The 24,335-nt window shown below is 69.5% G+C and carries 23 protein-coding genes; 10 read left to right on the forward strand and 13 right to left on the reverse strand.

Features of this window, described 5'->3' with window-relative positions; translation table 11 throughout:
• Positions 1-48: 48 nt before the first annotated feature.
• The 5 genes from C5E07_RS19755 to C5E07_RS09955 form a co-directional block, all read right to left on the reverse strand.
• The gene (locus tag C5E07_RS19755) at positions 49-1,194 is read right to left on the reverse strand and encodes a peroxidase-related enzyme (protein WP_258063862.1); all 1,146 of its coding nucleotides are present in this window, start codon (positions 1,192-1,194) and stop codon (positions 49-51) included.
• A gap of 150 nt (positions 1,195-1,344) precedes the next feature.
• Positions 1,345-1,935, reverse strand: coding sequence for a GNAT family N-acetyltransferase (locus C5E07_RS09940; RefSeq protein ID WP_104241864.1), 591 nt, complete (start codon positions 1,933-1,935; stop codon positions 1,345-1,347).
• 376 nt (positions 1,936-2,311) lie between these two features.
• A complete protein-coding gene (locus tag C5E07_RS09945) occupies positions 2,312-2,767 on the reverse strand; it encodes a hypothetical protein (protein WP_104299330.1) in 456 nt (151 codons plus the stop codon).
• A 6-nt stretch (positions 2,768-2,773) separates the two neighbouring features.
• Positions 2,774-3,358, reverse strand: coding sequence for an HdeD family acid-resistance protein (locus tag C5E07_RS09950; protein ID WP_104299331.1), 585 nt, complete (start codon positions 3,356-3,358; stop codon positions 2,774-2,776).
• A 72-nt stretch (positions 3,359-3,430) separates the two neighbouring features.
• Complete coding sequence (locus tag C5E07_RS09955; protein WP_181057918.1) at positions 3,431-4,150, reverse strand: metal ABC transporter ATP-binding protein; 720 nt, start codon at positions 4,148-4,150, stop codon at positions 3,431-3,433.
• Between the two features lie 37 nt (positions 4,151-4,187).
• Between C5E07_RS09955 and aztB the strand changes: the two genes are divergently transcribed.
• The 5 genes from aztB to C5E07_RS09980 all read left to right on the forward strand — a co-directional run bounded on the left by aztB (position 4,188) and on the right by C5E07_RS09980 (position 9,416).
• A complete protein-coding gene (gene aztB, locus C5E07_RS09960; RefSeq protein WP_104299333.1) occupies positions 4,188-5,081 on the forward strand; it encodes a zinc ABC transporter permease AztB in 894 nt (297 codons plus the stop codon).
• Complete coding sequence (locus C5E07_RS09965; protein ID WP_104346634.1) at positions 5,063-6,376, forward strand: hypothetical protein; 1,314 nt, start codon at positions 5,063-5,065, stop codon at positions 6,374-6,376. Before aztB ends, C5E07_RS09965 begins: the two co-directional genes overlap by 19 nt.
• Positions 6,377-6,378: 2 nt before the next feature.
• A complete protein-coding gene (gene aztC / locus C5E07_RS09970; protein ID WP_104299335.1) occupies positions 6,379-7,320 on the forward strand; it encodes a zinc ABC transporter substrate-binding protein AztC in 942 nt (313 codons plus the stop codon).
• A 60-nt stretch (positions 7,321-7,380) separates the two neighbouring features.
• Positions 7,381-8,562: a zinc metallochaperone AztD gene (aztD, locus tag C5E07_RS09975; protein WP_104299336.1), complete on the forward strand. Its 1,182-nt coding sequence runs from the start codon at positions 7,381-7,383 to the stop codon at positions 8,560-8,562.
• 185 nt (positions 8,563-8,747) lie between these two features.
• The gene (locus C5E07_RS09980; RefSeq protein ID WP_104241881.1) at positions 8,748-9,416 is read left to right on the forward strand and encodes an AIM24 family protein; all 669 of its coding nucleotides are present in this window, start codon (positions 8,748-8,750) and stop codon (positions 9,414-9,416) included.
• A gap of 163 nt (positions 9,417-9,579) precedes the next feature.
• Here C5E07_RS09980 and C5E07_RS09985 read toward each other — a convergent pair whose 3' ends face one another.
• Complete coding sequence (locus C5E07_RS09985) at positions 9,580-11,379, reverse strand: helicase HerA-like domain-containing protein (RefSeq protein ID WP_104299337.1); 1,800 nt, start codon at positions 11,377-11,379, stop codon at positions 9,580-9,582.
• Between the two features lie 33 nt (positions 11,380-11,412).
• On the opposite strand from C5E07_RS09985, the gene C5E07_RS09990 reads away from it, so the two are divergent.
• Positions 11,413-11,889, forward strand: coding sequence for a type II toxin-antitoxin system RatA family toxin (locus tag C5E07_RS09990; protein ID WP_104241885.1), 477 nt, complete (start codon positions 11,413-11,415; stop codon positions 11,887-11,889).
• On the opposite strand, the gene C5E07_RS09995 is transcribed toward C5E07_RS09990, so the two are convergent.
• The 5 genes from C5E07_RS09995 to C5E07_RS10015 all read right to left on the reverse strand — a co-directional run bounded on the left by C5E07_RS09995 (position 11,886) and on the right by C5E07_RS10015 (position 17,420).
• Positions 11,886-12,380, reverse strand: a complete 495-nt coding sequence (locus C5E07_RS09995; RefSeq protein WP_104253808.1) for an HNH endonuclease — start codon at positions 12,378-12,380, stop codon at positions 11,886-11,888. The two genes, C5E07_RS09990 and C5E07_RS09995, sit on opposite strands and share 4 nt — an antisense overlap.
• A 335-nt stretch (positions 12,381-12,715) precedes the next feature.
• Positions 12,716-13,753, reverse strand: a complete 1,038-nt coding sequence (locus tag C5E07_RS10000; protein WP_104299338.1) for a C40 family peptidase — start codon at positions 13,751-13,753, stop codon at positions 12,716-12,718.
• A gap of 196 nt (positions 13,754-13,949) precedes the next feature.
• Entirely contained in the window at positions 13,950-15,113 is a 1,164-nt protein-coding gene (locus C5E07_RS10005) for an NlpC/P60 family protein (protein WP_104299339.1), read from the reverse strand.
• A 180-nt stretch (positions 15,114-15,293) separates the two neighbouring features.
• The gene (locus C5E07_RS19760) at positions 15,294-16,406 is read right to left on the reverse strand and encodes a C40 family peptidase (RefSeq protein WP_258063865.1); all 1,113 of its coding nucleotides are present in this window, start codon (positions 16,404-16,406) and stop codon (positions 15,294-15,296) included.
• 276 nt (positions 16,407-16,682) lie between these two features.
• Positions 16,683-17,420, reverse strand: a complete 738-nt coding sequence (locus C5E07_RS10015) for a metal-dependent transcriptional regulator (RefSeq protein WP_104241893.1) — start codon at positions 17,418-17,420, stop codon at positions 16,683-16,685.
• Positions 17,421-17,496: 76 nt separating this feature from the next.
• Here C5E07_RS10015 and serC point away from each other — a divergent pair, with 76 nt between their 5' ends.
• Positions 17,497-18,612, forward strand: coding sequence for a phosphoserine transaminase (gene serC, locus C5E07_RS10020; RefSeq protein WP_104299340.1), 1,116 nt, complete (start codon positions 17,497-17,499; stop codon positions 18,610-18,612).
• 272 nt (positions 18,613-18,884) lie between these two features.
• On the opposite strand, the gene C5E07_RS10025 is transcribed toward serC, so the two are convergent.
• Positions 18,885-20,135: a DUF3027 domain-containing protein gene (locus tag C5E07_RS10025; RefSeq protein WP_104299341.1), complete on the reverse strand. Its 1,251-nt coding sequence runs from the start codon at positions 20,133-20,135 to the stop codon at positions 18,885-18,887.
• A complete protein-coding gene (locus tag C5E07_RS10030) occupies positions 20,135-20,518 on the reverse strand; it encodes a cold-shock protein (RefSeq protein WP_104241897.1) in 384 nt (127 codons plus the stop codon). The genes C5E07_RS10025 and C5E07_RS10030 overlap by 1 nt, the downstream gene beginning before the upstream one ends.
• 142 nt (positions 20,519-20,660) lie before the next feature.
• Between C5E07_RS10030 and C5E07_RS10035 the strand changes: the two genes are divergently transcribed.
• The 3 genes from C5E07_RS10035 (at position 20,661) to C5E07_RS10045 (ending at position 24,322) form a co-directional block, all read left to right on the forward strand.
• On the forward strand, positions 20,661-20,930 hold the full coding sequence (locus tag C5E07_RS10035; protein ID WP_104241898.1) for a hypothetical protein: 270 nt from the start codon (positions 20,661-20,663) through the stop codon (positions 20,928-20,930).
• A gap of 95 nt (positions 20,931-21,025) precedes the next feature.
• A complete protein-coding gene (locus C5E07_RS10040; RefSeq protein WP_104299342.1) occupies positions 21,026-22,615 on the forward strand; it encodes a helicase-associated domain-containing protein in 1,590 nt (529 codons plus the stop codon).
• Positions 22,616-22,675: 60 nt separating this feature from the next.
• Positions 22,676-24,322, forward strand: a complete 1,647-nt coding sequence (locus tag C5E07_RS10045; RefSeq protein ID WP_104241902.1) for a DNA repair helicase XPB — start codon at positions 22,676-22,678, stop codon at positions 24,320-24,322.
• The last annotated feature ends 13 nt before the right edge of the window (positions 24,323-24,335 follow it).

Below are 24,335 nucleotides of genomic sequence, written 5' to 3' on the forward strand. Positions count from 1 at the left end.
GTGGCAGGTCGTGCAGAACGTTCAGGGGCGGCGCAGTGGCGCGGATGCTCAGCTGCTGGCGGCTGCGGCGGGCCAGTTCGGCTCGCCGAGGCTCAGCATGAGCCGGTTCGCCCAGGCGAAGAATGCCGTCGACCCAACGAGGTCGAACAGCTCGGCGTCGTCGAGGCCGAGCGCGCGCAGCTCGTCGATCTGCGCGGGCGTGGCACTCGGGCGCAGCGTCGACAGGCTCGCGGCGAAGCGGATGATGGCGCTCCAGCGTTCGTCCTGCCCGTCGCTGAGCGCGTCGAGCGAGGTCGGCTGCCAGTGGGCGTCGCGAGCGAGGCCCGCGTCCAGCACCCGCTGCACGTCGTCGTGGCGCTTCGACTGGAAGGTCGCCTTCCTGGAGTGCACCGAGGCGCAGTAGATGCAGTCGTTGACCTTGCTGGCGACGGCCGCGGCGAGCTCCCGCTCGGCGCGAGGCAGCCCGCCCTTGCCGAGGAACACGGCGTTGTCGATGGCGCTGCGGGCCTTCAGCACCGCAGGAACCCTGGACAGGAGCCGGAAGTAGACGCTGTTGGTGGTCGCCTTCGCGGCGAACGAGTCGACCTGCTCGGCCGTCAGCTCCGCCTCGTCGGGGGCGGCCACCCACGGCGACCACTCGAGCTGCTCCTGCGTGTACTCGGTCGGCTTCGCCAGTCCGGCGATGGTGCGACCCGAGAGGTCCTTCGACCGACCGGCGGCAACCGTGGCGCGGGCGGGCGCATCCACTCGCTCCGGCGCGGTTCCGGCGAGCAGCGCGTCGCCGTCCAGCATGCGTGCCAGGTAGCTCTCGAAGGCCACGAGCTGGCTCAGCAGCACGATCTCGTCCGGGGTGACCCCGGCGACCGGCAGCACGTGCTGGTCTTCGTGGGTGGCCAGTGCTGGCGACACGGTGATGAGGTCGACGTGCTCCACGAGCGCGCGCAGCTTCGCGTCGGCGGGCAGCTCGTCGCCGAGCAGACGAGCATCGGCGCCCTGCGCCAGATGCCAGTCGGCGAGCTGCGCGTTGCCCTGCCAGCGCGCGACCGTCCTGGCGAAGCCGTGGAGCAGGCCGCGCTCGATCACCTGCGGGATCTCGTAGAGCGCCGTGTAGGCGGCGAGCGTCTGCTCGACCACCTCGGGCTTCGCGGCCCTCAGTGAGGCGATCGACTCGGGAACGGTCGGGGAGATGCGCACGTGGGAGTCCTCAGCAGTCGAGATCGGGGAAATCAGATACCAACCTGCCATCCCGTGCGACGCCCCGCGGAATCGCGTTACCCCGCGTGAACTCCCCCGCTGAGGCGCATCCTCACCGAGTAGGTCCCGACCTCGGCCACCCGCCTGGCCTCAGGCGAGGCCGAGGTCCGGCCGCGTGAGGTCCGGCTGCCGCGGCCCCGCCAGGGAGGCGGTGCGCGGGATGAGCTCGATGTCGGGGACCGGGTCGAGCGTCAGTCGCGCGTGCGTCTCGACGTCGAACCGCTGCTTCCCGTAGCGGAGCTTCTGCCGCTCGATGCCCTCGGGCCTGAACCCGGCACGACTCGCGACACGGCAGGACGCCGCGTTCCCGGTCCGGTGGCCGAGCTCGAGGCGGAAGAGGCCGAGCTCCGTGAACGCCAGGTCCGCGATCGTCGCGAGGCCACGCGTCGCGAGGCCCCTGCCGCGAGCACCCTTCGCCAGCCAGTAGTAGGCCCACCCGGTCTGGTGCACGTGTTCGATGTTGCTCAGCCCGACGTTTCCGACCGCGATGCCGTCGACGATGATCGCCAGGTCGTGCTTCGCGGTGCCGGAGACCAGATGCTGCGCCATGTAGGAGACGAAGTCGAGCTCTGTCGAGGGCACACCTCCCGGGAACTGCGCGGCGAGGTCGGGCGACGTTCGCATGGCATTCGCAAGTGCAGGGGCATCGTCGGCCACCCATGGTCGGAGGTGTGCATCCACCCCTGCAGTGTCGCACTCGCAGATGTATCGGGACCGGGGCGACGCGCAGAAGCGTCGAGTGCGACGGAACATCTACACGCTTCTGAGGCGGTGGGGGAACATCAGCGTCGGTCTGCGAGACCTTCGGAGCACACTCACTTTCACCAGATCGGACATACTCGTGACCTCAGAGACGCACCAGCACGCGTCGAGAAGGCTGCCCCCTCGGCCCACCCGGTCTGACGCGGCACATCCGAACCATCCCCTCAACAGGTTTCGGGATGGGTTCCGCGCTTCCCGATGGGTTGCAACCCATCGGGAAGCGCGGAAGCCATCCCGAGATGGCCAGAGGGTGAGGCGGTGCGGGGTAGGAGCGCCCGCACTTCGAGAAACGCCGCTACTTCACGCGGCGGCGCCAGCCTCCGGTGGAGTAGAGCGACCAGGCGATGAGCACCGGCTGGAAGAAGAGGCGCAGGAAGCGCTTCCTGTCGGTGTCGAGCCCGAACGCGTCGCGGCGACGCGCGAACTGCGCGAGGTTGCCCGGGAAGACGGCCGTGAAGAATCCGGCTGCGATCCAGCCCACGGTCGGACGGGCCGAGCGGCGCGCGAACAGGAGCGACAGGCCGAGCGCGATCTCGGCGACGCCGGAGGCGAGCACGACCTGATCGGTCGAGAGCGGCGTGTGCTTGGTCACCGACTTCGGCACCTGCGCCGTGAACTCCTCGCGGGCGACTGTGAGGTGCGTGACCCCGGCAAAGACGAGGAAGCCGCCGAGCAGGATGCGCGTGAAGGTGCGCGGCCGCGAGGAGGGTGCGTCGTCGACGAGACGGATCTTGGAGGTGATGGTTGCCATGTCGGGTCAGGCCTTCTTCGCGTGCTTGCCGAAGCGGTACGCCATGACGAGCTGCGTGATCCCGCCGATGACGAGGATGATCGCCACGATCCACAGGGCGACGACGACGACGCCGGCAGGCCAGAGGAGGATGAGGAGGCCGGCGACGATGCTGAGCACGCCGGAGAGGATCGCGAAGCCGCGGGACTGGCCGGGAGATCCATCCGCGAGCGCCGCGATGCCCTCGATGATCCAGGTGATCGCGATGAGGATGCCGAGCGCGTCGATGAGGGCAACGGGCTGGACGAGGGCGATGACGCCACCCGCGATGAGCAGCAGCCCGACGACGCCGTTGAAGACCCGCCAGCCGGTGGGGATGCCCTTGGAGACGACGGCGCGGATGAGGCGCAGGGTGCCCGAGAAGATGAAGAACAGCCCGAAGATCCAGGCGATGGCGGTGAGGGCCTTGATCGGGAAGACGAGCGCGACGATGCCGAGGATGATCGCCACGGCTCCGCCGATGCCGAAGATCCAGCGCAGCGTGCTCACCTGCCTCTGGCTGAGGAGACTCGGGTCGAGGTTGAAACGCACGATCGGGGTTGACTGGCTCATTGCGGGCTCCTTCGACGGGGATGCGCCGTGCACGGCGCCGACGCTCCTCGTCCGTGGAGCGAGGGGTAGTCGTCATCCTAGTGATGCAGCGCTTCGCGCAGTCATCCGCGATTCCCCGGGGATCACGTGTCCGTCGCGCAGCGCGACGACGGTGTCCGCCGCTGCGATCTCTCCGGCGTCGTGGCTGGCGACGACGACGGTCCTGCCCTGTTCGGCGAGCGCGGCGAGGCACGCCGCGATGCGTGCACTGGATTCCGCGTCGACCCCTGCGGTCGGCTCGTCGAAGAGCAGCGCCTCCGTGTCCTGCGCGATGCCCTGCGCCACGAGGGCTCGCTGCCGCTGCCCGCCGGAGAGCTGGCTGAGGAGACGTCCGCGGAGCTCCTCGAGGCCGAGCTGCTCGATGGCGGCGTCGACGAGCTCGGCGTCGCGGGTGCGGGCCTGCGCGCCTCGCCCCCAGCGCCAGCTCGAGGCGCTCGGCCGGTTTCCCGCTCTGCCCCAGCGGCCCATCGCGACGGCGGCACCGACCGTCAGGGGGAAGGCCTCGGGCAGCCGGGCGTGCTGGGGCACGTAGGCGATGCTGCCGGGCCTGGCGTCGAAATCGTGCCAGTCGAGGGTCCCCGAGGTGAGCGGGGTGGTCCCGGCGAGCACGCCGAGGAGCGTGCTCTTGCCTGAGCCGTTGTGCCCGACGACGACGGTGATCGCGGAGCGTCGCACTTCAAGCGAGACGTCGGACAGCGCGGCGTGTGCGTCGTAGCGGACAGTGGCGTTCGCGAGCGTGATGAGGGCAGCCATGCGCGCCACCCTATCGGTAATGAGAAGCGTTTTCATTATGCTACGGTCCTTCCTCGTGCCCTTCCTCACCGACCCCCTCGAGGCGAGCTTCTTCGCCAGAGCCCTCCTCGGCGGCTCCCTCGCCGCCGTGCTGTGCGCCTGCGTCGGCACCTGGGTGGTCCTGCGTGGCATGGCCTTCCTCGGCGAGGCGCTCGCCCACGGCATCCTCCCCGGCGTCGCCGTCTCAGTCCTCCTCGGCCTCCCGCCGGTCGCCGGCGCATCCGTCTCGGCGGCCGTCATGGCCGTCGGCGTGCGCACCCTCACGAAGCGGACACGGCTCTCCAACGACACGGCCATCGGCATCCTCTTCGTCGGGATGCTCGCGCTCGGCATCGCGATCGTGTCCAGGTCGGGGAGCTTCGCCGTCGACGTCACGGCGATGCTGTTCGGCGACGTGCTCGCGATCGGGCCAGGCGAGCTCTGGCTGATCGGCGCAGCGCTCGCGCTCGCCGCCGCCGGACTCGTCCTCTGCCACCGGCCCTTCACCGCGCTCGCCTTCGACGAGCGCAAGGCGTTCACGCTCGGACTGCGGCCGGAGCGCGCGAGCCTCGCCCTCATCGCCCTCGTGGCGGTCGCGGTCATCGCCTCCTACCAGACCATCGGAACGCTCCTCGTGACCGCGCTCCTCCTCGCTCCCCCGGCCGCCGCATCCCTCAGCAGGAAGAGCGTCGTCGGCATCATGGCGCTCGGCAGCGCGATCGGCATCGCCTCCGTCGTCGTCGGCCTCTACGCCTCGTGGCATCTCGCCATCGCGGCTGGTCCTGCCATCGCGCTGACCGCCGTCATCTCCGTCGGCGTCGCCTCGGTGCTGCGTGCACCGCGCTCCAGCCGTCCCATCCCCCGAACCACCGCTCCAGCAGAAAGCGACCAGTCTTGCCCCGCACACGCCTGATCTCCCCGCTCCCCCGAGTCCCCGCCCGAGGACTCGCACCTCGCGCATCCCTCGCCCTCGTCGGCATGCTCGCCCTCGCCGGATGCACGTCGCCGGGCTCCGAGACCGAACCGACCGCGAGCGCGCCGACCACCGAAGAGCAGGCGCACGGCTTCGTGGCGGGGGCCGAGGAGCTCGCCGAAGCCCAGACGAGCATCGGCAGCATCGGCGCGGACGGCTCCGTGAGCGTCCTCAACCTGCTCACCGGCGAGAGCACCGCACTCGATGCCGTGGCGCCCGCGTCGTGGGCCGTCAGCGACGGCCGGTTCATCTTCTCGGGCGCCGACGCCGCCGACGGGAAGACGGAGATCATCGACACCGGGGTGTGGACGGTGCCCCACGGGGATCACGTGCATTACTACCGTGCGACTCCTGGCCTCGTCGGCGAGCTCACCGAGACGGGAACTGCACGGGTCTCCTCGAACGAGGGCATCGCCGCCCTGAGCTTCGAGACGTCCGGCACGACGGTGGTGCTGGACCGGCACGCCCTCGGCCAGGGCGAGACCGTCGAGCTCACCCGCATCGAGTCGGCGGCCCACTCCGCCGCGGCCGCGCCGGTGGGCGACGCCGTGGTCGCAAGTAGCGTCGCGTCGGCGGGCGCCTCCCCCGTCCTCACCGCCTACTCGTCTGACGGCACGAAGCTCGGCGAGGGAGTCGACTGCCCGGGGCTGAGCGATGTGCAGCAGACGAGCCTCGGCGCGACGTTCGCCTGCGCGGATGGGCTCGTGTTCGCCGCGGCCGCCGAGGGCGAGGACACGGCCGCTGCACCGTCGATCACGAAGGTCGCCTACCCGGACGCCGCGTCCGCAGACGCGGCTGGAACTACCGCACCCGGCCAAGCGACCTCGCTCGACAGCCGACCCCACCGCCCGGCCGTGGCCGGTCCCGCTGGAGACTCCGGCATCTGGCTCGCCTCCTCCCGCTCGCAGGAGGTCACCCTCCTGCCGACGACACGACCCATCCTGACGGCCGTGGCCGTCGGCGACGACAGCGACCGCGTCGTCGCCGTGGACGACGAGGGAACCCTGCTGGTCATCGACGGTGAGAGCGGCGAGGTGACCGGGTCGCAGGCTGGGCTGATCGGCACTCCGGAGTCCGCCTCGAGCATCCACCTCTCCGTCGACACGAGCCGCGCCTACCTGAGCACGCCGGCCTCCGCCGAGCTGCACGAGATCGACTACAAGGACGGCGCGCGCGTCGCCCGCACCCTCGAGCTGCCGACCGCCCCGGCCTTCGCCTTCGAGACGGGAAACTGAGCATGCGCGCATCGACGGCCTCACGGTCCACCCGCAACGGACTCGGCATCGTCGCCTCGCTCGCGATCGCGGCAGGCCTCGTGTCCTGCAGCGCGACCGCAGCAGATGACCGTCCCGAGATCGTCGTCACCACCAACATCCTCGGCGACGTGGTCACCGAGCTCGTCGGCGACCAGGCGAGCGTCGTGACCCTCATGAAGCCCGGCGCCGACCCGCACTCCTTCAGCCTCACGGCCCAGGAGGCCGCCTCGATCGAGAACGCGGACTTCGTCGTCTCCAACGGACTCGGGCTGGAAGAGGGCGTCGCGCAGCATCTCGAGCAGGTCGATGCGGCCGGCATCCCGCACTTCGTGGCAAGCGACGCCTTCGAGCCCCTCTCCTACACGGAAGGCGACGCGGAAGGCATGGACGATCCGCACTTCTGGACCGACCCCGCCCGAATGTCCGCGGTCGTCGACGCGCTCGGCACCCGACTCGCGACCGACCTCGACGGGCTCGACGCGGCGGCCCTCGACGCCTCCGTCGCCGCCTACGAGAGCGAGCTCGACGAACTCGACGAGTGGATGCAGGGCGAGTTCGACACCATCCCGAGCGAGTCGAAGAGCCTCGTCACCAACCACCACGTGTTCGGCTACCTCGCCGAGCGCTTCGGCTTCACGGTCGTCGGCACCGTGATCCCTGGCGGGACCACGCTCGCCGCACCCAGCGCCGCCGACTTCGCCGAGCTCAGCGCCGAGATCACCGCCGCCCGCGTGCCCACGATCTTCGCCGACTCCTCCAGCCCCGACGACCTCGCCCGCGCCCTCGCGGAGGAGGCCGGCATCGACGTCCGCGTCGAGCAGCTCTTCACCGAGTCGCTCACCCCCGCGGGCGGCGGCGCAGAGACCTACCTCGAGATGATGCGCGCCAACACGGAGCGCATCACCACCGGCCTCACCTCGTAGCTCGCTCGACCGCGAGCGCCAATACCCCAAGTAGCAAGCCCGAACACAGAAAGAGTCTCCATGACCCTCGCCTCCCCCACCAGGACCCGCGGCGCCATCGCCGTGACGGCCCTCGGCATCCTCGCCCTCACCGGCTGCACCCAGACCGCTCCCGCCGCGACGGGAGAAGCTGCGGCGACCCCCGGCGCAGCGGCCACCGCCGAACGCGTGACGCTCACGTACGACGGCGGACTCGTCGTCCTCGACGCGACGACCCTCGAGGTCGTCGGCGACGTCCCCATCGACGGGTTCACCCGCGTCAACCCCGTCGGCGATGGCCGCAACGTGCTCGTCACGACCGACGCCGGCTTCCAGGTGCTCGACACTCAGGAGCCGGCGCTCACGGGCGTCACGTTCGAAGGCTCGAAGGCGGGCCACGCGGTCGCGCACGCCGGCAAGACGGTGCTGTTCTTCGACGGCAGCGGCGACTCCGTGATCTTCGACACGGATGCGCTCCTCGACGACGGCACGAAGCTGCCCGAGACCGAGACGGTTGCGAGCGACGCCGCCCACCACGGCGTCTCGATCGAGCTCTCGGACGGCACCTTCGTCACGACGCTGAGCGACCGCACCGGCATCGTCGCGACCGACGCCGACGGCACCGAGCTCGCTCGCTCCACCGACTGCCCCGGCGTGCACGGCGAAGGCACGGTGAAGGACGAGGTCGTGGTCGTCGGCTGCGAGAACGGCGCGCTCGCCTACTCGGACGGCACGATCACGAAGCTCTCCTCCCCGGACGAGTTCGGGCGCATCGGCAACATGCTCACGACCGAGGACTCGGCCATCGCCCTCGGCGACTACAAGACCGACCCGGATGCCGAGGGCTACCTCCTGCAGGCCTTCGCGCTCGTCGACACGGCGAGCGGCAAGATCTCGGTCACCGAGCTGCCCGACGGCGTCGGCTACACGTTCCGCGACCTCGCACGCGGCTCCGACAACGAGGCGATCATCCTCGGCTCCGACGGCTCGCTGCATCTCTTCTCGCAGGAGGACGGCTCACCCATCACCTCGATCCCCGTGATCGACGCGTGGGAGGGCCCCGCCGAATGGCAGGACGCGCACCCCGCGCTCAAGGTGCAGGACGGCGTCGCCTACGTCACCGACCCGGCGACGAGCACGATCCACGCCGTCAACCTGGAGACCGAGGAGATCACGAGCTCCGCGACGCTCCCCGGCGTTCCCAACGAGATCGCGCTGAGCTAGCCGGCCGAGCACGCCGGGAGGCCCCCGGCAATACAGCACGAGCCTGAACGGCTCCAGTGGCGCATGGGGAGCACTCCCCATGCGCCACGCCAGCGAACGGCAATAGGATGCCGAACAGCGGGGCCACGGGCCCTGCGAATACAGCCATCGGACGTCCGAGAAACCACAGATCAGGGAGACTCAGCATGCGCAGCGAGCTATTCGCGGAAGCGAACCGGGAGAGCCAGAGCACCGAGCGTTGGGTGCTGCAATCGAAGAAGATGCTTCGCGTCGGATTCGGACCTGAGGTTCTGGCAGCCAAGGGCGCGATGGTCGCCTACCAGGGCCAGTTCGAGTTCAAGCACGAGGGCTCAGGCGGCCTCGGCAAGTTCATGAAGAAGATGGTCTCCGGCGAGGGCGGCTCGCTCATGCGCGTCGGGGGTCAGGGTGAGGTGTTCTTCGCCCGCCAGGCTGCTGACGTCTTCACGCTGGTCCTCGAGGGCGAGGGCATCACCATCAACACCGCCAACCTGCTCGCCTTCGACGCGAACCTGCAGTGGGACATCAAGATGCTCGCGAACGCGGGCATGATGACGGGCGGCCTCTTCAACCTCGAGGTCGGTGGCCACGGCACCGTCGCCGTCTCGAGCGACGGCCCGCCCATGGTCCTCGACTGCTCCGTGCAGCCGACCTTCGTCGACCCCCAGGCTGCGATCTGCTGGTCGCAGAACCTGCAGCCCACCATCAAGAACGACTTCAAGATGGGCTCGCTCATCGGCCGCGGGTCCGGCGAGTCGTTCCAGCTCGCGTTCCACGGGCCAGGCTTCGTCGTCGTGCAGCCGAGCGAGGGCGTCCCCATCGTCACCACGGCCTGAGGGCGTCGCGCCGGTTCCGCGCTCAAGGGCGGCACCGAGTTCGCTGTGGATGTCGGCTCGAGTGCGCTCAGCTAGCGACCAGACCACAGCCTGAGGCGGGTGGCGGATCGAAGAGATCCGTCACCCGCCTTCTCCGTGCTGCGCCGGGGTCTCGCGCGCCGAGCTAGCGGCGCTTCTTGAAGAGCGTGCCGAACACGCCGCGCACCACCTCGCGGACGATCGTCTGGCCGGTCCGGGACCCGAGCATGTCGCTCACGACGTTGCCGCTGCCCGCATCCGGCCGTGACCTGGTGGTCGTGCGCGTCTGCGTGCGCGAGCGGGCCGCCTTCTCCGCCCGCTCCCGCTCCTTCGCATCCTTCGCCGCCTGCTTCTCCGCTTCGATCGCCGCGGCCTCGGCCCGTTCGCGCTCCGCCGCTGCGTTCATCTTGGCCGTCAGCACCTCGTGCGCCGACTGCGGGTCGAGCACCTGCGAATAGCGCGGGTACAGCGACGACGAGGCGACGAGCTGGCGGAGGCCGTCCTCGGGCGTCGGCGACATCGAGGCCTGCGGGGCGCGGAGGCGAGTCCACGCAACCGGCGACGGGGCGCCCTTCTCGTTCATGACGGTGACGATCGCCTCGCCCGTCGCGAGCTGCGTGAGGACCTCCTCGAGGTCGTACCCGCTCTTCGGGTAGGTGCGCACGGTCTGGCGCAGCGCGGTCGCGTCGTCGGGGGTATGCGCACGCAGCTGGTGCTGGATGCGCGAGCCGAGCTGCGCGAGCACATCGTCCGGGACATCCTTCGGGGTCTGCGTGACGAAAAAGATCCCGACGCCCTTGGAGCGGATGAGCCGCACCGTCTGCGTGATCTGCTCGACGAACGCCTTGGAGGCGCCAGAGAACAGGAGGTGCGCCTCGTCGAAGAAGAAGACGAGCTTCGGCTTGTCGAGGTCCCCGACCTCGGGCAGCTCGTTGAACAGGTCGGCGAGCAGCCACATGAGGAACGTCGAGAAGAGCGCGGGGTTGCTGGCGACGCCGGGTAGCTCGAGGAGGCTGACGACGCCGCGCCCCTCGTTCGTGACCCGCAGGAACTCACGGGTGTCGATCTCGGTCTCCCCGAAGAAGATGTCGGCCCCCTGCTCGGAGAAGTTCACGAGCTCGCGAAGGATGACGCCTGCCGTCTGCTTCGAGAGCCCGCCGATCCACTCCAGCTCGAGCTTGCCCTCGGTGCTCGTGAGGTACTGCAGCACGGTCCGCAGGTCGGAGAGGTCGACGAGCGCAAGCCCCTGCTCGTCGGCGAAATGGAAGACGAGGCCGAGGCTCGACTCCTGCGTCTTGTTGAGCCCAAGCACCTTCGAGAGCATGTGCGGCCCGAAGCTCGAGACGGTCGCTCGGATGGGGACGCCGATGCCTCGCCCGCCGAGCGAGAACACCTCGGTGGGTGCGGCCGCCGGGGCCCAGTCCTGCCCGATGCCCTTCGTGCGCGCCAGGAGCTTGTCGCTCGGCTCGCCCGGCGTCGCGATCCCGGAGAGGTCGCCCTTGATATCGGCCGCGAACACGGGCACGCCGGCGGCGGAGAGCTGCTCGGCGAGCACCTGCAGGGTCTTCGTCTTGCCAGTGCCCGTCGCGCCGGCGACGAGGCCGTGACGGTTGGTCATGGCGAGCGGGATGCGCACGGGAACGCCTGCGACCGCCTCGCCGTTGACGATCGCTCCGATCTCGAGCGCGGCACCCTCGAACGCGTAGCCGGCGCGAACCGCCTCGAGCTGCTGCGCATCCAACGGGCCGGAGGACGCTGTGGGAGCCGCAGGCGCAGCAGGCGCTGGCGGTCCGGCCTGCGCCGCCGGCTCGGGCACCACGCCCGGGCCCGCCTGAGCGGCAGTCTCGCTCTCGGTCTTCGCCTCGGCCTCGGCGGCCGCGAGCGCAGCGGTGGCCTCCTCGAGGGCTCTGCGTGCGGCTTCGATACGGGCGTCGGCATCAGTCATGGCACCAGGCTAGTCACTCCTAGACTTGGTGCCATGCCCCAGTTGGAAGCGTCCGTCGTCGTGCCCCTCTCCGTCGAAGCGGCCTTCGCGCTCGCGCACACCGTCGGCGAGGCCCGGAGCTGGGATCCGGGCGTCATCCGCAGCGAGTTCATCCGCGGGGCCACGGCGCCCGTCTCCGGAGCGCACTTCTTCACGAAGACTCCGGGAGGGCGGCGCATGATCCTCGAGCTTCGAGTCGTGCACGCCCCGCTCGTGAGCTCCGCCGAGATGGTGAAGGGGCCGGCCTGGCTGACCTCGTTCGGCGAGGGCTGGCGATTCGAGGCCGTCGAGGGCGGCACGAAGGCGACGTGGAAGTTCACGTACAAGCTCGCCTCGCCTGTCTTCGCGTCCACGCTCGGGGCAGCGACCAAGCCAGCGTTCGACCGCGAGCTGCACCAGCGCGCGGCCGCGTTCAAGGAAAGGGCAGTGGCGCTCTCGGAAGCCGGCGAGACGCTGTCAGCAACGAGCTAGGCGGCGGGGAGGTACGCCGCCCACTCGGGCAGCTCTCGTTCGACGCTTCGCGGCGACCAGCCGGTGGCCCGTGGGGGTCTCGGTGTGAGGCGAAGCCGCCAGCCCATCTCCCCCGGCGTCTTGTCACCCTTGACGTTGTTGCACCTGAGGCAGCAGGCGACGAGGTTCTCCCAGCTGTCGCGCCCGCCCCTCGACCGCGGCAGGATGTGGTCGATCGTGTTCGCGAAGCCATCGCAGTAGCCGCAGCGGTTCGCGTCCCTCCGCAGCACGCCCTTGCGACTCACCGGCTGCATGCGAGCCATGGGAACGCGCACGTACCTGGTCAGCAGGATGACGCGCGGCCGCTCCCAGACGCCGCTTGAGGCCAGCACCGGGTGCTCCTCATCGACGTCGATGACGCTGGCCTTGCCGTGCAGCACGAGCACGAGTGCCCGCCTGTCGGAGACCACCCCGAGCGGTTCGTAGCCTGCGTTCAGGACGAGGGTTCGCATGCTGGACCTGCTTTCGCATCCGTACGAAAAAAGGGCACCGCCCGGATCGGCGGCACCCTTGAATCGAGTAGGTAGATGGACGGACGAGACTCGTCGGCCTGTATTCGAACGGTCTGACAGGCTTCACCGCTCTGGTAGACGTCGAGGGCTGAGCACGCGCGCGCATCCTTGGCGTGGATGCCGCTGCGTGCCCTCATTGACGCTCCCGAGTGTCGTCGATCTGGCAACAGCGTAGACCACGGATGCAGAATGCGGGAGGGGCAGCTTTCCCTGTTCACCGGCCGGAAAGACCGAAGACAGGGAGCTGCCCCTCCCGCATGTGGGAGACGCGTCGCTCAGAGGCGGACGAAGTAGTAGCTTCCGCCCGCGTCGAGGCCACCGAGCTCGACCATGCGGCCCTCGGTGGGAGCGTCGATCATCTGGCCGTTGCCGGCGTAGATGCCGACGTGGAAGTTCGGGAAGATGACGAGGTCGCCCGGCTGCGGATCGGAGACGCGTGTGCCCGCCGCCGCCTGCGCGCTGACGCCGTGTGCCACGTCGATGCCGTGGAGGCCGAACACGTACTTCACGAGCCCCGAGCAGTCGAAGCCGTCCGGGGTTGCCCCGCCGAAGACGTACGGCGAGACGCCGATGAACCGCGATGCGGTCTCGACGACGCTTGAGCCGGCGACGCTCTGGCCTGCGGAGCTGCTGCCCGCGCCGCTCGTATCTGCGGCGGCGGCGTCTGCGGTGGCGTCGGCGGTGGGCTCTGGGGTCGCGACTGCGGCGACCTGGTCAGCGCTCATGCTCACGACCGCGGTCTCCGTGCGATCGGTCACGGTCTCCGGTGCTGCGACGGCGGGGGTGGCATCGGCGACGGCGTCGGCGATGGCCGCTTCGACGCTCGCCTGCTCGGTCTGCGCGTCCGCGTTGGTGTCACCTGATGTGGCCACCGCGTTCGAGAGGCTGGCTTCGCTGGCGGGCGCGGGCGCTGCCATGGTGCTCGGCACGACGGCTCCGACCGCGGTGACCGCGGCGAGAGACGCGGCGGCGGCCAGGGTTCCGGCGACGCGGCGGCGGACGACGAGCTGCCTGGGGCGTGGAGCGCGAACCGTCATGGCACGCTCGCCGGCGAAGGCCGCGGGCACGCTGGGCGCCTCGGCTTCGGTCGCCGCGGTTGCGACGCGGTCTGCGGGGACAACCGAGAGGAGCGAGGTCATCGCGTTGCGCTCGATGCGGCCCGTCTCTTCGGGCTGCAGGGCGACGGGTGCTCGGGTGCCGGCGACGGAGGCGAGCGCGGCGGCGCTCAACGACTGCGTGGCGTCCGCGACTGGGCGCACACCGGTCTGGCGTTCGATGGCGCGGGCCTCGCGACGAGTCAGCGTGGTGCTCATGGATTTCCTTCGGGTGGAGCTGAGCACCCGTTGGTGCCCTGGACTTCCACGAGCGTAACCGTTTATAACGAAAATGTCACGCTCAGGTCACAGTCAGGTCGCAAATCATCACATTTTGATCACGACGACAGAACGCCGCGCGCAGCAGAAGCTGCGCGCGGCGTTGCCCACCGGAGTGAGCCGAAGCTCGAGATGTCTAGTTGAAGGTGTAGTACACCGGGTTGCCCCACCAGATGGAGCGGTACTGGACGACCTTGCCGCCGTACCCGGGAGAGTCGATGACCATGCCGTCACCGGCGTAGATGCCGATGTGCGCGCCTGGCTGCACGACGAGGTCACCCGGCTGCGGGTTCGAAGTCTGGCGTGCGCCCGCGATCTGGTTGCTGACGGACCCCGAGAGCGAGATGCCCTGCGTCGCGTAGACGGCCTTGGTCAGGTCGGTGCAGGCCGGGAAGTAGGAGCCGACGTAGCTGTGCGCCGCCGCGATGAGGCTCGAGGTGTCGACGTTGCCAGACCCACCACTCGGCGCGGCGGACCCCGCGGACGAGGATGAGGACGTCTGGTTGCTCGAGCTGCCACCCGAGGACGTGTTTCCCGAGGTCGACGAGCTCGACTCTGCAGGAGCCTCGGTCTCCTCTGGCGTCGGAGTCGGCGTCGGCGTCTCAGCGACGGCAGCGAGATCGTCGCTGGAGATCGAGACGACCGTGGAGTCCGTGCGGTCGACGGCAACCTCTGGCGCAGCGACGAGGGCGACCTCCTCCACGGCGGCTTCCTCAGCAGGTGGCACCGGGTCCGCTGTGGGTGTCGTCGCGGCGGCGTCTGGCGATGTGGCTGCAACCAGGTTGGCCTGGGACTGCACCTCGCTCTGGCCGTCTGCGACCGCGGCTGGGACGACCATCCCGGCAGTGGCTGCAGCGGCCACGGTAGCTGCCGCGGCGAAGCTGGCGGCGGTGCGCCGGCGGGTCCGTGCGACGAGCGCGGCCGGCTTCGCGGCGCGGATGCTCACGGAGCGCCCGGTGAAGGCCGCGGAGATGTCGGTGACGGCGGCGGGTTCCGAGTGCTCGATGAGGCCCTGGGATTCTGAGGTCGCATCTGCGGCGAGCTGCGAGAACGGCAGGACGGAGACGAGGGCGCCTTGGCCGTTGCGCTCGATGCGAGCCGTGTCGTGCACCAAGGGTGCAGAGGCGACGGCAGGAGTGGAGGCGATCTCGGCGACGGAGGCCTCGATGACGGGGGCAGAGACCCCGGCCACGGCCGACGTGACGACGGGACGGACTCCGGTCTGCCGCTCGATCGCGCGGGCTTCGCGGCGGGTCAGCACGGTGGTGCTGTCCGTGCGCGGCGTGCTCGATGTGCTCAAGACTTCTCCTCGGTGCTTTCGAACACCGTTGGAACCGGCATCCTCGACGCGTCCGAGCCTACACAAAGGTCACGGAATTGTCACGGTCAGATCACAAATGGATGCATGAGCGGTCACGCGGGAGTAACGACGAAACGCGCCCAGCCGAAGCTGAGCGCGTTTGTCGAGGTGGTTCGTTCCTTAGCGGAGCGTCACGTAGTAGGGGCTGCCCCACGAGATCGAGCGGTACTGCACGGAGCGTCCGCCGTAGCCGGGGTCGTCGATGACCATCCCGTTGCCGGCGTAGATGCCGATGTGCTCGCCAGGCCAGACGACGAGGTCGCCGGGCTGCGGGTTGGAGGTGGGCGTGCCCATTGCCGCCTGAGCGGAGACGCCACGCGGCAGCGAGATGCCGACTGCTGCGTAGGCGGCCTGGGTGAGCAGGTCGCACGAGCCGAAGTAGCCGCCGACGTAGCTCATGGCCGCAGCGGAGACGCTCGACGAGTCGACGCTCTGTCCGCCGGTCGATGCGGTGTTGGTCTTGCCCGAGGTGCTGCCGCCGGTCGACGTCGTGCCGCCCGTGGAGGCGCTCGAGTCTGCCGTTGCGGTGGGCTCAGGCGTTGCGACGACCTCGGCGACCTGGTCGCTCGAGAGGGTCACGACGCTGGTCTCGGTGCGGTCGACCGCAACCTCTGGAGCGGCGACGAGGTCGACGGAGGCCTGCTCGACAACTTCTTCTGCCGGAGCCTCAGCGGTTGCGTCGGTCTCAGCCGCCGGCGCCTCGGTCTCGACCGTGGTGGCGGCGAGGAGGTTGGCCTGCGCCTGGCTGGCGTTGTTGCCGTCGGCGACTGCCGCCGGCACGACGACGCCTGCCGTGGCGATGGCCGCGACGGTTGCTGCAGCGGCGAAGCCACCAGCCGTGCGGCGACGCTGACGAGCGACGAGCGACGCCGGCTTCGCAGCGCGGATGCTCACGGAGCGGCCCGTGAACGCCTCGGGGATGTCGATGACCTCTGCGAGCTTCTCGACGGCTTCATCGCCGGCGACCTGCGGGAGGGCAGTGGTCGTGGGGAGCACCGACACGAGTGCGCCGAGCTCGTTGCGCTGGATGTGCGCAGTGTCGTGCACGAAGGATGCTGAAGCAGAGGGCGTCGGCACGGATGCCGAGTTGATCTCTGCGACCGAAGCCTCGATCACCGGCGCGGACACACCCGCGACACCGACAGTCGCCACTGGGCGCTGGCCCGTGCGGCGCTCGATCTCACGAGCCTGGCGTCGCGTCAGCGGTGCCGTGGCGTTCGTCAAGTTTTCCAAGTCGTTCCTCCAGCGCCTGACTCCTGGGAGCCGATCCCGCTCTTGCCTGTTACCAGGGGGAGCTAGGTCGAGGAGCGGGATGCGGCGCCTCGGCCTGCCAGCTACGCAGACTGCATAGCTCATGACTCGGACAACACTAGTGGAAAAGCTGTGAATTGTCACGCTTCGGTGTCAGAACCCTAACGCCGAGGTAACGAACCCTGAGTTTCCGGGGATGTCAGGCACGTGAAGGCCCGCAGAATGCGGAGGAGATCTTCAGCTGGCCGTGACCAGATCTCAGCCTAGCGCACCTTCGGGGCTCAGGATCGCATCCACGTACACGTGCTCGGCGGTTTCGAGCGAGACCTCGACGCCGATGCCGCCAGAAGCAGGCAGCAGGCCGATCCACGCACCACGGCGCTGCAGGGTGACCTCGGTGCCGGGAAGCACGCCTGCCTCGCGCAGGAGCGTGAGCGTCTGGAGGTCGGACTGGACGGGCTCGCCGAGGCGACGCACCTTCGCGAGCACGGGCTCCGTGGAGGTGGCTCCGCGCGCAGACTCCTCAAGGAGCGCCGAGACGCTCACGACTCCGGCGAGGAACTCCTCGGCGGGTTCGGCGCCGAACTCGACGAGTCCCGGAATCGGGGTGCCGTACGGCGATTCACTGGGGCGACCGAGCATCTCGAAGATCCGCTGCTCAGCCTCGTCGCTCATGACGTGCTCCCAGCGGCAGGCCTCTTCGTGCACCTGGGCGAGGTCGAGTCCGATGACATTGGCGAGGAGGCCCTCGGCGATCCGGTGCTTGCGCAGCACGCGCGTCGCCTTGGCACGCCCGTCGGTCGTCAGCACGAGGCGGCGGTCACCGGCGACCGAGACGAGTCCGTCGCGCTCCATGCGCGCGATCGTCTGCGACACCGTGGGACCCGAGTGCCCGAGCCGCTCGGAGATGCGAGCCCGAAGCGGGGTGATGCCCTCTTCCTCGAGGTCGAGAATGGTGCGGAGATACATCTCCGTGGTGTCCACCAGATTGGTCACGCCCCGCCACCCTCCGTTGCATTGGTCAGCCAAGCCTAGCGGCGAGCGAGCCTGCTTGCGCGCATAGGCTTGCAGCATGCCTGACATTCGCATCCCGACAGAGTTCATTCCGCTCGACGGCCGATTCGGCTGCGGCCCGTCGGTTGTCCGGCCCGCGCAGATCGATCATCTCGTCGCAGGGGCCACCAGCATCCTCGGCACCTCCCACCGCCAAGCACCCGTCAAGGACCTCGTGGGCCGCGTGCGCGCAGGCCTCTCCTCGCTCTACCGTCTCCCCGACGGCTACGAGGTGCTGCTCGGCAACGGCGGGTCCACCGCATTCTGGGATTCCGCGGCCTTCGGCCTCATCTCCGAGCGCGCGCAGAACCTGACCTTCGGCGAGTTCGGCGGGAAGTTCGCCAAGGCGGCAGCCGCCCCGTGGCTCACGGCCCCGGACGTGCGCTCCGCCGAGCCGGGCACGATCGCCTCGCCGGAGGCAGTCGCCGGCGTCGATGTCTACGCGTGGCCGCACAACGAGACCTCGACGGGAGCAATGGCCCCCATCCGTCGCGTCCACGGTGATGACGGCGCCCTGACGGTCATCGACGCGACCAGCGCCGCGGGCGGCGTCGACATCGACATCAGCGAGACCGACGTGTACTACTTCGCGCCGCAGAAGAACTTCGGCGCCGACGGTGGCCTCTGGCTCGCGATCGCGTCCCCGGCTGGGATCGAGCGCATCGAGCGCATCGCCGCCTCCGAGCGGTACATCCCCGACTTCCTGAAGCTCAGCCACGTCGTCGAGAACTCGCGCAAGAACCAGACGCTCAACACGCCGGCCATCTCGACGCTGCTCCTCCTCGAGGCGCAGCTCGACTGGATCAACGGCAACGGCGGAATCGCCTGGGCCGACAACCGCACCCGTACCTCCTCCGGCATCATCTACGACTGGGCGGAGGCATCCGAGTACGCGACTCCGTTCGTCGCGAACCCTGCAGAGCGCTCGCAGGTGGTCACGACGATCGACTTCGACGAGCGGGTGGATGCGGCTGCCGTCGCGGCGGCGCTCCGCGCCAACGCCATCGTCGACACCGAGCCGTACCGAAAGCTCGGCCGCAACCAGCTGCGGGTCGCGACGTTCACGTCGGTCGACCCCGACGACGTGCGCCGTCTCACGGGCGCAATCGACTACGTCGTCGAGCACCTGGGCTGATTCCGCCGGGTCCAACCCCGAGCGCAGACGAGAGGAGCGTCACCAGCAGCTGCTGGTGACGCTCCTCTCGTCTGTCCTGCGTGTCTTGTCTGTCCTGCGTGTCTTGTCTGTCCTGCGTGTCTCGTCTGTCCTGCGCGTCTTGTCTGTCCTGCGTGTCTTGCTCCGCGATCCAGCGTGTCGCGTTTCCGCGCGAGCCGGGAGCTGACTTGTGGTCGCGTCGGGTGAGTTGTGACGACCACAACTCGGCCCTCGGCCACCGAGCATCCGCCGGGCTAGCTCTTGGCGTCGCCTTCGGGCGCTGACACCTCGGAGTCGGGCTCGAAGTCGACCCCGTCGAAGACGTCGTCCATGTCGTCGGCGAACTCCCGGATATCGGCGGCCTCACCGAACTCGGCGGCCTCCTGCGCTGGCAGCTCGTCCTCGCTGCGAGGGACCACGACGACCCGACGCCGCTTGCCCCGTGAGCTGCTCTTCTCGGGCTGCACCTCGTCTGCGAGCGCGGCGGGCGCCTTGGCGGCCCGCTTCGTCTTCGGCGCGCTCGGCTCCTGAGCAACGTTGTCGCTCTCGACCGCGCCTGCCTTGAGCTCCTGGCCCGAGGTGTCGTCGGCACCGGACTCGCCGTCGACGGCCTTGCCCGCCTTCTTGCGCTTCCGACGCTCAGGCTTCTTCTGGGCCGCCTCGCCATCGGCGTCGCCGTGTGCGTCCGGGGTCGTCTCCTCCGCCACGGCGTCAGGCTTCGCCTGGTCGACGCGCTTGCGACGCGACCGCTTGGGCTTCTCGGCGGGCGGCGTCTCCGCATCGGTCACCTCGACAGCAGCCTCGCCGGCAGCCGTGTCGCTCGGAGTGCCGTCGGTGTCGACGTCCGACTTCGACTTCTTGGCCGACTTCTCCTTCTTGCGCTTCTTCTTCTTGGGCTTCTCGGCTTCTGCAGATTCGCCGACGGCAGGCTCTGAGCCAGCACCGGCTGCGACATCCTCACTCGCGGGCACCTGAGTCGACTCGTCGTCCGCAGAACCGCCTGCGGTCGACTCGGCCTCGGCCGCACCGTCTGCACCGATGCGACGTCGTGTCCGCGTGCGCCGGATGCGCTTGCTCGACCTGGGCGCAGCCTCAGCGCCCGCGGCCTCTGCGTTCTCGCCGTCGACGTCAACGACCTCGCCGGCCTCGAGCAGCTGCGCAGCTTCGTAATCGGCGAGCCGATCGGACCACGGCACCCACGAAGGTGCCAGCAGGGCCCCGTCGCCGGGCAGCAGCTCGGCCTCGAGGACCGTCGGCTCCGCCTGGTCGACGAGGCGCACGAGGGAGACATTCCATCGCCAGTCCGGGTAGCCAGGCAGGCGTGTCGTGTACTGGAGCGTGTAGACGCCCTCATCCTCCTCGGGGACGACGGCGACGAGCTCGCCGAGCTCGGAGGCCGGCGTCACGTCCAGCAGAGCCGACCAGGCGAGCCTCCGCGAAGACTCGAGCTCGACGGCGTCAAGGGCGACCCCGAGCGGGGCTGCAAGCACGGCCTCGTTCGTCATCAGGCGTCCAGGTCGTCCGCGACGCGACGGAGCATCGCTGCGATCTTCGCGCCCTGCGGCTTCTCAGGGTAGCGACCGCGACGCATCGCGCCGCCGACGGAGTCGAGCAGCTTCACGAGGTCCTCGATGATGACTGCCATGTCATCAGGCGACTTGCGCTGGATGCGCGCGACGCTCGGCGGAGCCTCGAGGACGCGGACGGACAGCGCCTGCGCACCGCGTCGTCCGTCGGCGATGCCGAACTCGAGCTTCGTTCCCGGGCGCACCGACGAGGTTCCTGCTGGCAGCGCTGTCGCGTGCAGGAAGATCTCCTGACCGTCGTCGGCCGCAATGAAGCCGAATCCCTTGTCCTCGTCGTAGAACTTCACCTTGCCGGTGGGCATGGCCATCTCCTTGTTCGGCGCACGAAGCACCAGATCGAACTTTCACAGGCGGGGCGGCGAACTTCGCTTCCCCTGGTCGGCCGCGGCGTGCGGCTGATCCGAACCAGTCTACGGTGGCGCGCATGTCGATTAGTCTGGTTCGGTGACCTCTTCCAACGGCGCCCCCATCGCGAAGGGCGAACGCATCCTCGCTTTCATGTCCCTCGGCATCGCGGCGATCTCCTTCATCGCGCTGCTCGTACTGCTCGCGACGCCACTCCTCGGCATCGAGGTCGACGCGAGCAACCCGATCTGGCCGACGCTGCTGTTCGTCACCTACATCGGCTTCCCCGTCGCGTTCCTCCTCATCCTGTCGCTCATCATCTGGCGCGTCGTCGCGAACCGACGCTCGCGGGGCAGGTCCGAGAGCTGATAGACGCCTCCCCGAGCGCGCTGCGGATCCTCCAACTCCTTCGCAGCCTCGATCGCACCGACCTCGCCAGCCTCGCCGCCTGGCGCAGGCTGTCGATGCGCGGCTCGAGCGGTGCAATGGACATCGCCGAGGCACTCGCAGAAGAGACCGCCCTGAACGAAGCCGTCGCGCGGCTCGGCTGGCGAGACGCCTCGCGACTCGCCTCAGGCGAACCGGAGGCGCTGCAGACGGCTCGACTGCGCGGCCTCGCTGTCGGAACGCCGGAGGCACCCGAGCTCCTCTCGACCACCGCCTCCGCATTGTCCGAGCTCCTCGCGGCATCACCCGACGCCGCCGAGTTCGATGCGTCGAACCTCGCGCCACTCCCCCAGGCCACCGAGCGCGCCCACAGTGCCGCACAGCTCGCGGCCGACGCGATCGCCTCCCTCGACCTCGCGCCGCGCGCCTACCGCGACGGACGAGGCGGACTCCAGCTGGGCGCGACGACGGTCCGTCGCATCGCAGCAGAGCTGCACACCGAACAGGCCGTACTGTCCCCCCTCTTCGAATGGATGCTGGACCTCGGCCTCTGCAGCCCGGTCTCCGACGCCATGCGCCCCACCTCGCTCGGGCGCGTGTTCCGCCTCAGCGCCCCGCTGTCGCGGTGGCGCCAGCTCGCCGACTGCTGGCTCGCAGAGCTCCGCGTCGCAGACAGGACCGGCCTGCTCGTCGACGCGAAGTCGCACGCGACGCCGCAGACAGAGCTCCTCGGCATCACCGTCGAGGGCCAGCTCAGCCAGCTCGGCGTCCTGCTCGCACAGGACGACCTCGACGGCGCGGCCGACCTCCTCGAAGCCTCCCTGCCGGACGAGGTTCCCGGCGTCTACCTGCAGCCGGATCTCTCGATCATCGCGCCTGGCCCGCTCGCCCCCGCCGACGAGCAGGAGCTGCAGTCCGTCGCATCCCTCGAGCGACGCGGCCTGGCCTCGAGCTACCGGCTCTCCGAGGCCTCGGTCACGCACGCGCTCGGCACCGGGCTCTCGATCGGCGAGATCAAGGCCACGCTCACTCGGCTCTCGCTCACCGGCATCCCCCAGCCCGTCGAGTACCTGCTCCGCGAGGCCTCGAACCGGCACGGCCGGGTGCGAGTTCGCGAGCACCCCGTCCGCCCCGGCACCATCGTGACGAGTCAGGACCCGGCACTCATGGATGCGCTGAGGGTCGACGCGGCCGTCGCGCCGCTCGGTCTCCGCCAGTCCGGAGAGGGCGCGCTCGTCTCCTCGGCATCCCGCGACACGGTCGTGCTCATGCTGCTCGACGCCCGCTACCCGGCAAGTGCCGAGAACGCCACGGGCCAGCTCGTGCCGCTCCGCCCCCGGGAGACCGCCCCGGCGCGAGAACGGCGTCCGAGCGAGGCCGCGCTGAGGTTCGCGGACGCCCTCCACGACGAGGCGACACGCCTGGACGCGGGAGACGATGCGCAGACGTGGGTGCAGCGTCAGCTCGAGGTGGCGCGACGAGCGAAGAGCGAGGTCACGGTGCGGGTCGACCTGGGAGGCGGCAAGGAGACCACCCTGCGCCTCGTGCCGATGAGCGTCGCGGCAGGCCGCCTCCGGGCGAGGGACCTCGCGGCCGACGTCGAGCGGACCCTCCCGATCCGCGCGATCCTCGAGGTACAGCTCTCCGAGGTGCCCGAAGACCAGTAGCGCTGCGAGAAGTCGCCGACACCGCTGACGCGCAGGACCCGGCGGGTATGATTGACCGCTATGGCACTTGGACCGTTGATCGTACAGAGCGACAGAACTGTCCTGCTCGAAGTGGCGCATCCCGACGCCGAAGCCGCCCGCCACGCGTTGGCGGTCTTCGCCGAACTCGAGCGAGCGCCTGAGCACATCCACACGTATCGCATCACGCGGCTCGGTCTCTGGAATGCCCGCGCGGCCGGCCACGAGGCCGACGAGATGCTCGACGTCCTCGAGCGCTTCGCGAAGTTCCCCGTCCCAGCGTCCGTCTCGGGCGAGATCCGCGAGACCGTGGCCCGCTACGGGAAGCTCGTCATCTCCCGCGACGAGGAGGGCGAGCTGGTCGTCTCGAGCGACGACCCTGCCGTGCTCCTCCAGATCTCCAGGGCCAAGCACGTCGCACCGCTGCTCGAGGGACCGACCGGTGAGTCCGGATTCCGCGTGCAGGCCTGGGCAAGAGGTGAGCTCAAGCAGCAGCTCGTGAAGCTCGGCTGGCCCGCGGAGGACCTTGCGGGCTACACGCCTGGCACGCCGCACGCCATCGCGCTCGACGAGTCCGAATGGCAGCTGCGCGACTACCAGCGGTCGGCCGTCGACCACTTCTTCGAGGGCGGGTCCGGGGTCGTCGTGCTCCCCTGCGGCGCTGGCAAGACGCTCGTGGGCGCCGGTGCCATGGCCACCGCATCGACGAGCACGCTCATCCTCGTCACCAACACCGTCTCCGCGCGGCAGTGGCGCGACGAGCTGCTCCGCCGCACCACGCTCACGGAAGACGAGATCGGCGAGTATTCGGGCGAGGTCAAGGAGATCAAGCCCGTCACGATCGCGACCTACCAGATCCTCACCGCGCGCCGGAAGGGCGTCTACACGCACCTCTCCCTGCTCGACGCCCTCGACTGGGGCCTCATCGTCTACGACGAGGTGCACCTGCTGCCGGCCCCCGTCTTCAAGCTGACGGCTGAGCTGCAGGCGCGACGGCGGCTGGGCCTCACGGCGACCCTCGTGCGCGAAGATGGCCGCGAGGGCGACGTCTTCAGCCTCATCGGCCCCAAGCGCTTCGACGCTCCCTGGAAGGACATCGAAGCCCAGGGGTATATCTCGCCTGCCAAGTGCTACGAGGTCCGGGTGGACCTGCCGTACGAGACGCGCATGGAGTACGCGGCCGCGAGCGACGACGAGCGCTACCGCATCGCCGCGACGGCGCCCGCGAAGCACGAGCTCGTCAAGGCCCTCATCCGCAAGCACCGAGGCGAGAACATCCTCGTCATCGCCCAGTACCTCGATCAGATCGACAGCATCGCCGAGGAGCTCGGAGTGCCGAAGCTCACGGGCCAGACGCCCGTCGCGGAGCGCGAGGAGCTCTTCCAGGCCTTCAGGGAGGGGCGGGAGAAGGTGCTCGTCGTCTCGAAGGTCGCCAACTTCTCGGTCGATCTGCCGGATGCGTCCGTCGCCGTGCAGATCTCCGGCTCGTACGGTTCGCGGCAGGAAGAGGCGCAGCGCCTCGGCCGGCTGCTTCGCCCGAGCTCGAGCGGCGTGACCGCGTCGTTCTACACGCTCGTCTCGCGCGAGACCGTCGACCAGGACTTCGCGCAGAACCGGCAGCGCTTCCTCGCGGAGCAGGGGTACTCGTACGAGATCCTCGACGCCGACGCCATCCTCGAACCGGCCTAGCTCTGTACCACGA

This window comes from Pseudoclavibacter sp. RFBJ3 (assembly GCF_002931375.1).
In the GTDB taxonomy this organism is placed as follows: Bacteria; Actinomycetota; Actinomycetes; order Actinomycetales; family Microbacteriaceae; genus Pseudoclavibacter.

Coding starts and splice junctions, on each gene's coding strand:
- C5E07_RS09945 (WP_104299330.1), bottom strand. CDS start 2,767: ATGGCAACCATCACCTCCAAGATCCGTCTCGTCGACGACGCACCCTCC.
- C5E07_RS09950 (WP_104299331.1), bottom strand. CDS start 3,358: ATGAGCCAGTCAACCCCGATCGTGCGTTTCAACCTCGACCCGAGTCTC.
- C5E07_RS09955 (WP_181057918.1), bottom strand. CDS start 4,150: ATGGCTGCCCTCATCACGCTCGCGAACGCCACTGTCCGCTACGACGCA.
- aztB (WP_104299333.1), top strand. CDS start 4,188: ATGCTACGGTCCTTCCTCGTGCCCTTCCTCACCGACCCCCTCGAGGCG.
- aztC (WP_104299335.1), top strand. CDS start 6,379: ATGCGCGCATCGACGGCCTCACGGTCCACCCGCAACGGACTCGGCATC.
- aztD (WP_104299336.1), top strand. CDS start 7,381: ATGACCCTCGCCTCCCCCACCAGGACCCGCGGCGCCATCGCCGTGACG.
- C5E07_RS09980 (WP_104241881.1), top strand. CDS start 8,748: ATGCGCAGCGAGCTATTCGCGGAAGCGAACCGGGAGAGCCAGAGCACC.
- C5E07_RS09985 (WP_104299337.1), bottom strand. CDS start 11,379: ATGACTGATGCCGACGCCCGTATCGAAGCCGCACGCAGAGCCCTCGAG.
- C5E07_RS09990 (WP_104241885.1), top strand. CDS start 11,413: ATGCCCCAGTTGGAAGCGTCCGTCGTCGTGCCCCTCTCCGTCGAAGCG.
- C5E07_RS09995 (WP_104253808.1), bottom strand. CDS start 12,380: ATGCGAACCCTCGTCCTGAACGCAGGCTACGAACCGCTCGGGGTGGTC.
- C5E07_RS10000 (WP_104299338.1), bottom strand. CDS start 13,753: ATGAGCACCACGCTGACTCGTCGCGAGGCCCGCGCCATCGAACGCCAG.
- serC (WP_104299340.1), top strand. CDS start 17,497: ATGCCTGACATTCGCATCCCGACAGAGTTCATTCCGCTCGACGGCCGA.
- C5E07_RS10025 (WP_104299341.1), bottom strand. CDS start 20,135: ATGACGAACGAGGCCGTGCTTGCAGCCCCGCTCGGGGTCGCCCTTGAC.
- C5E07_RS10030 (WP_104241897.1), bottom strand. CDS start 20,518: ATGCCCACCGGCAAGGTGAAGTTCTACGACGAGGACAAGGGATTCGGC.
- C5E07_RS10040 (WP_104299342.1), top strand. CDS start 21,026: ATGCGCGGCTCGAGCGGTGCAATGGACATCGCCGAGGCACTCGCAGAA.
- C5E07_RS10045 (WP_104241902.1), top strand. CDS start 22,676: ATGGCACTTGGACCGTTGATCGTACAGAGCGACAGAACTGTCCTGCTC.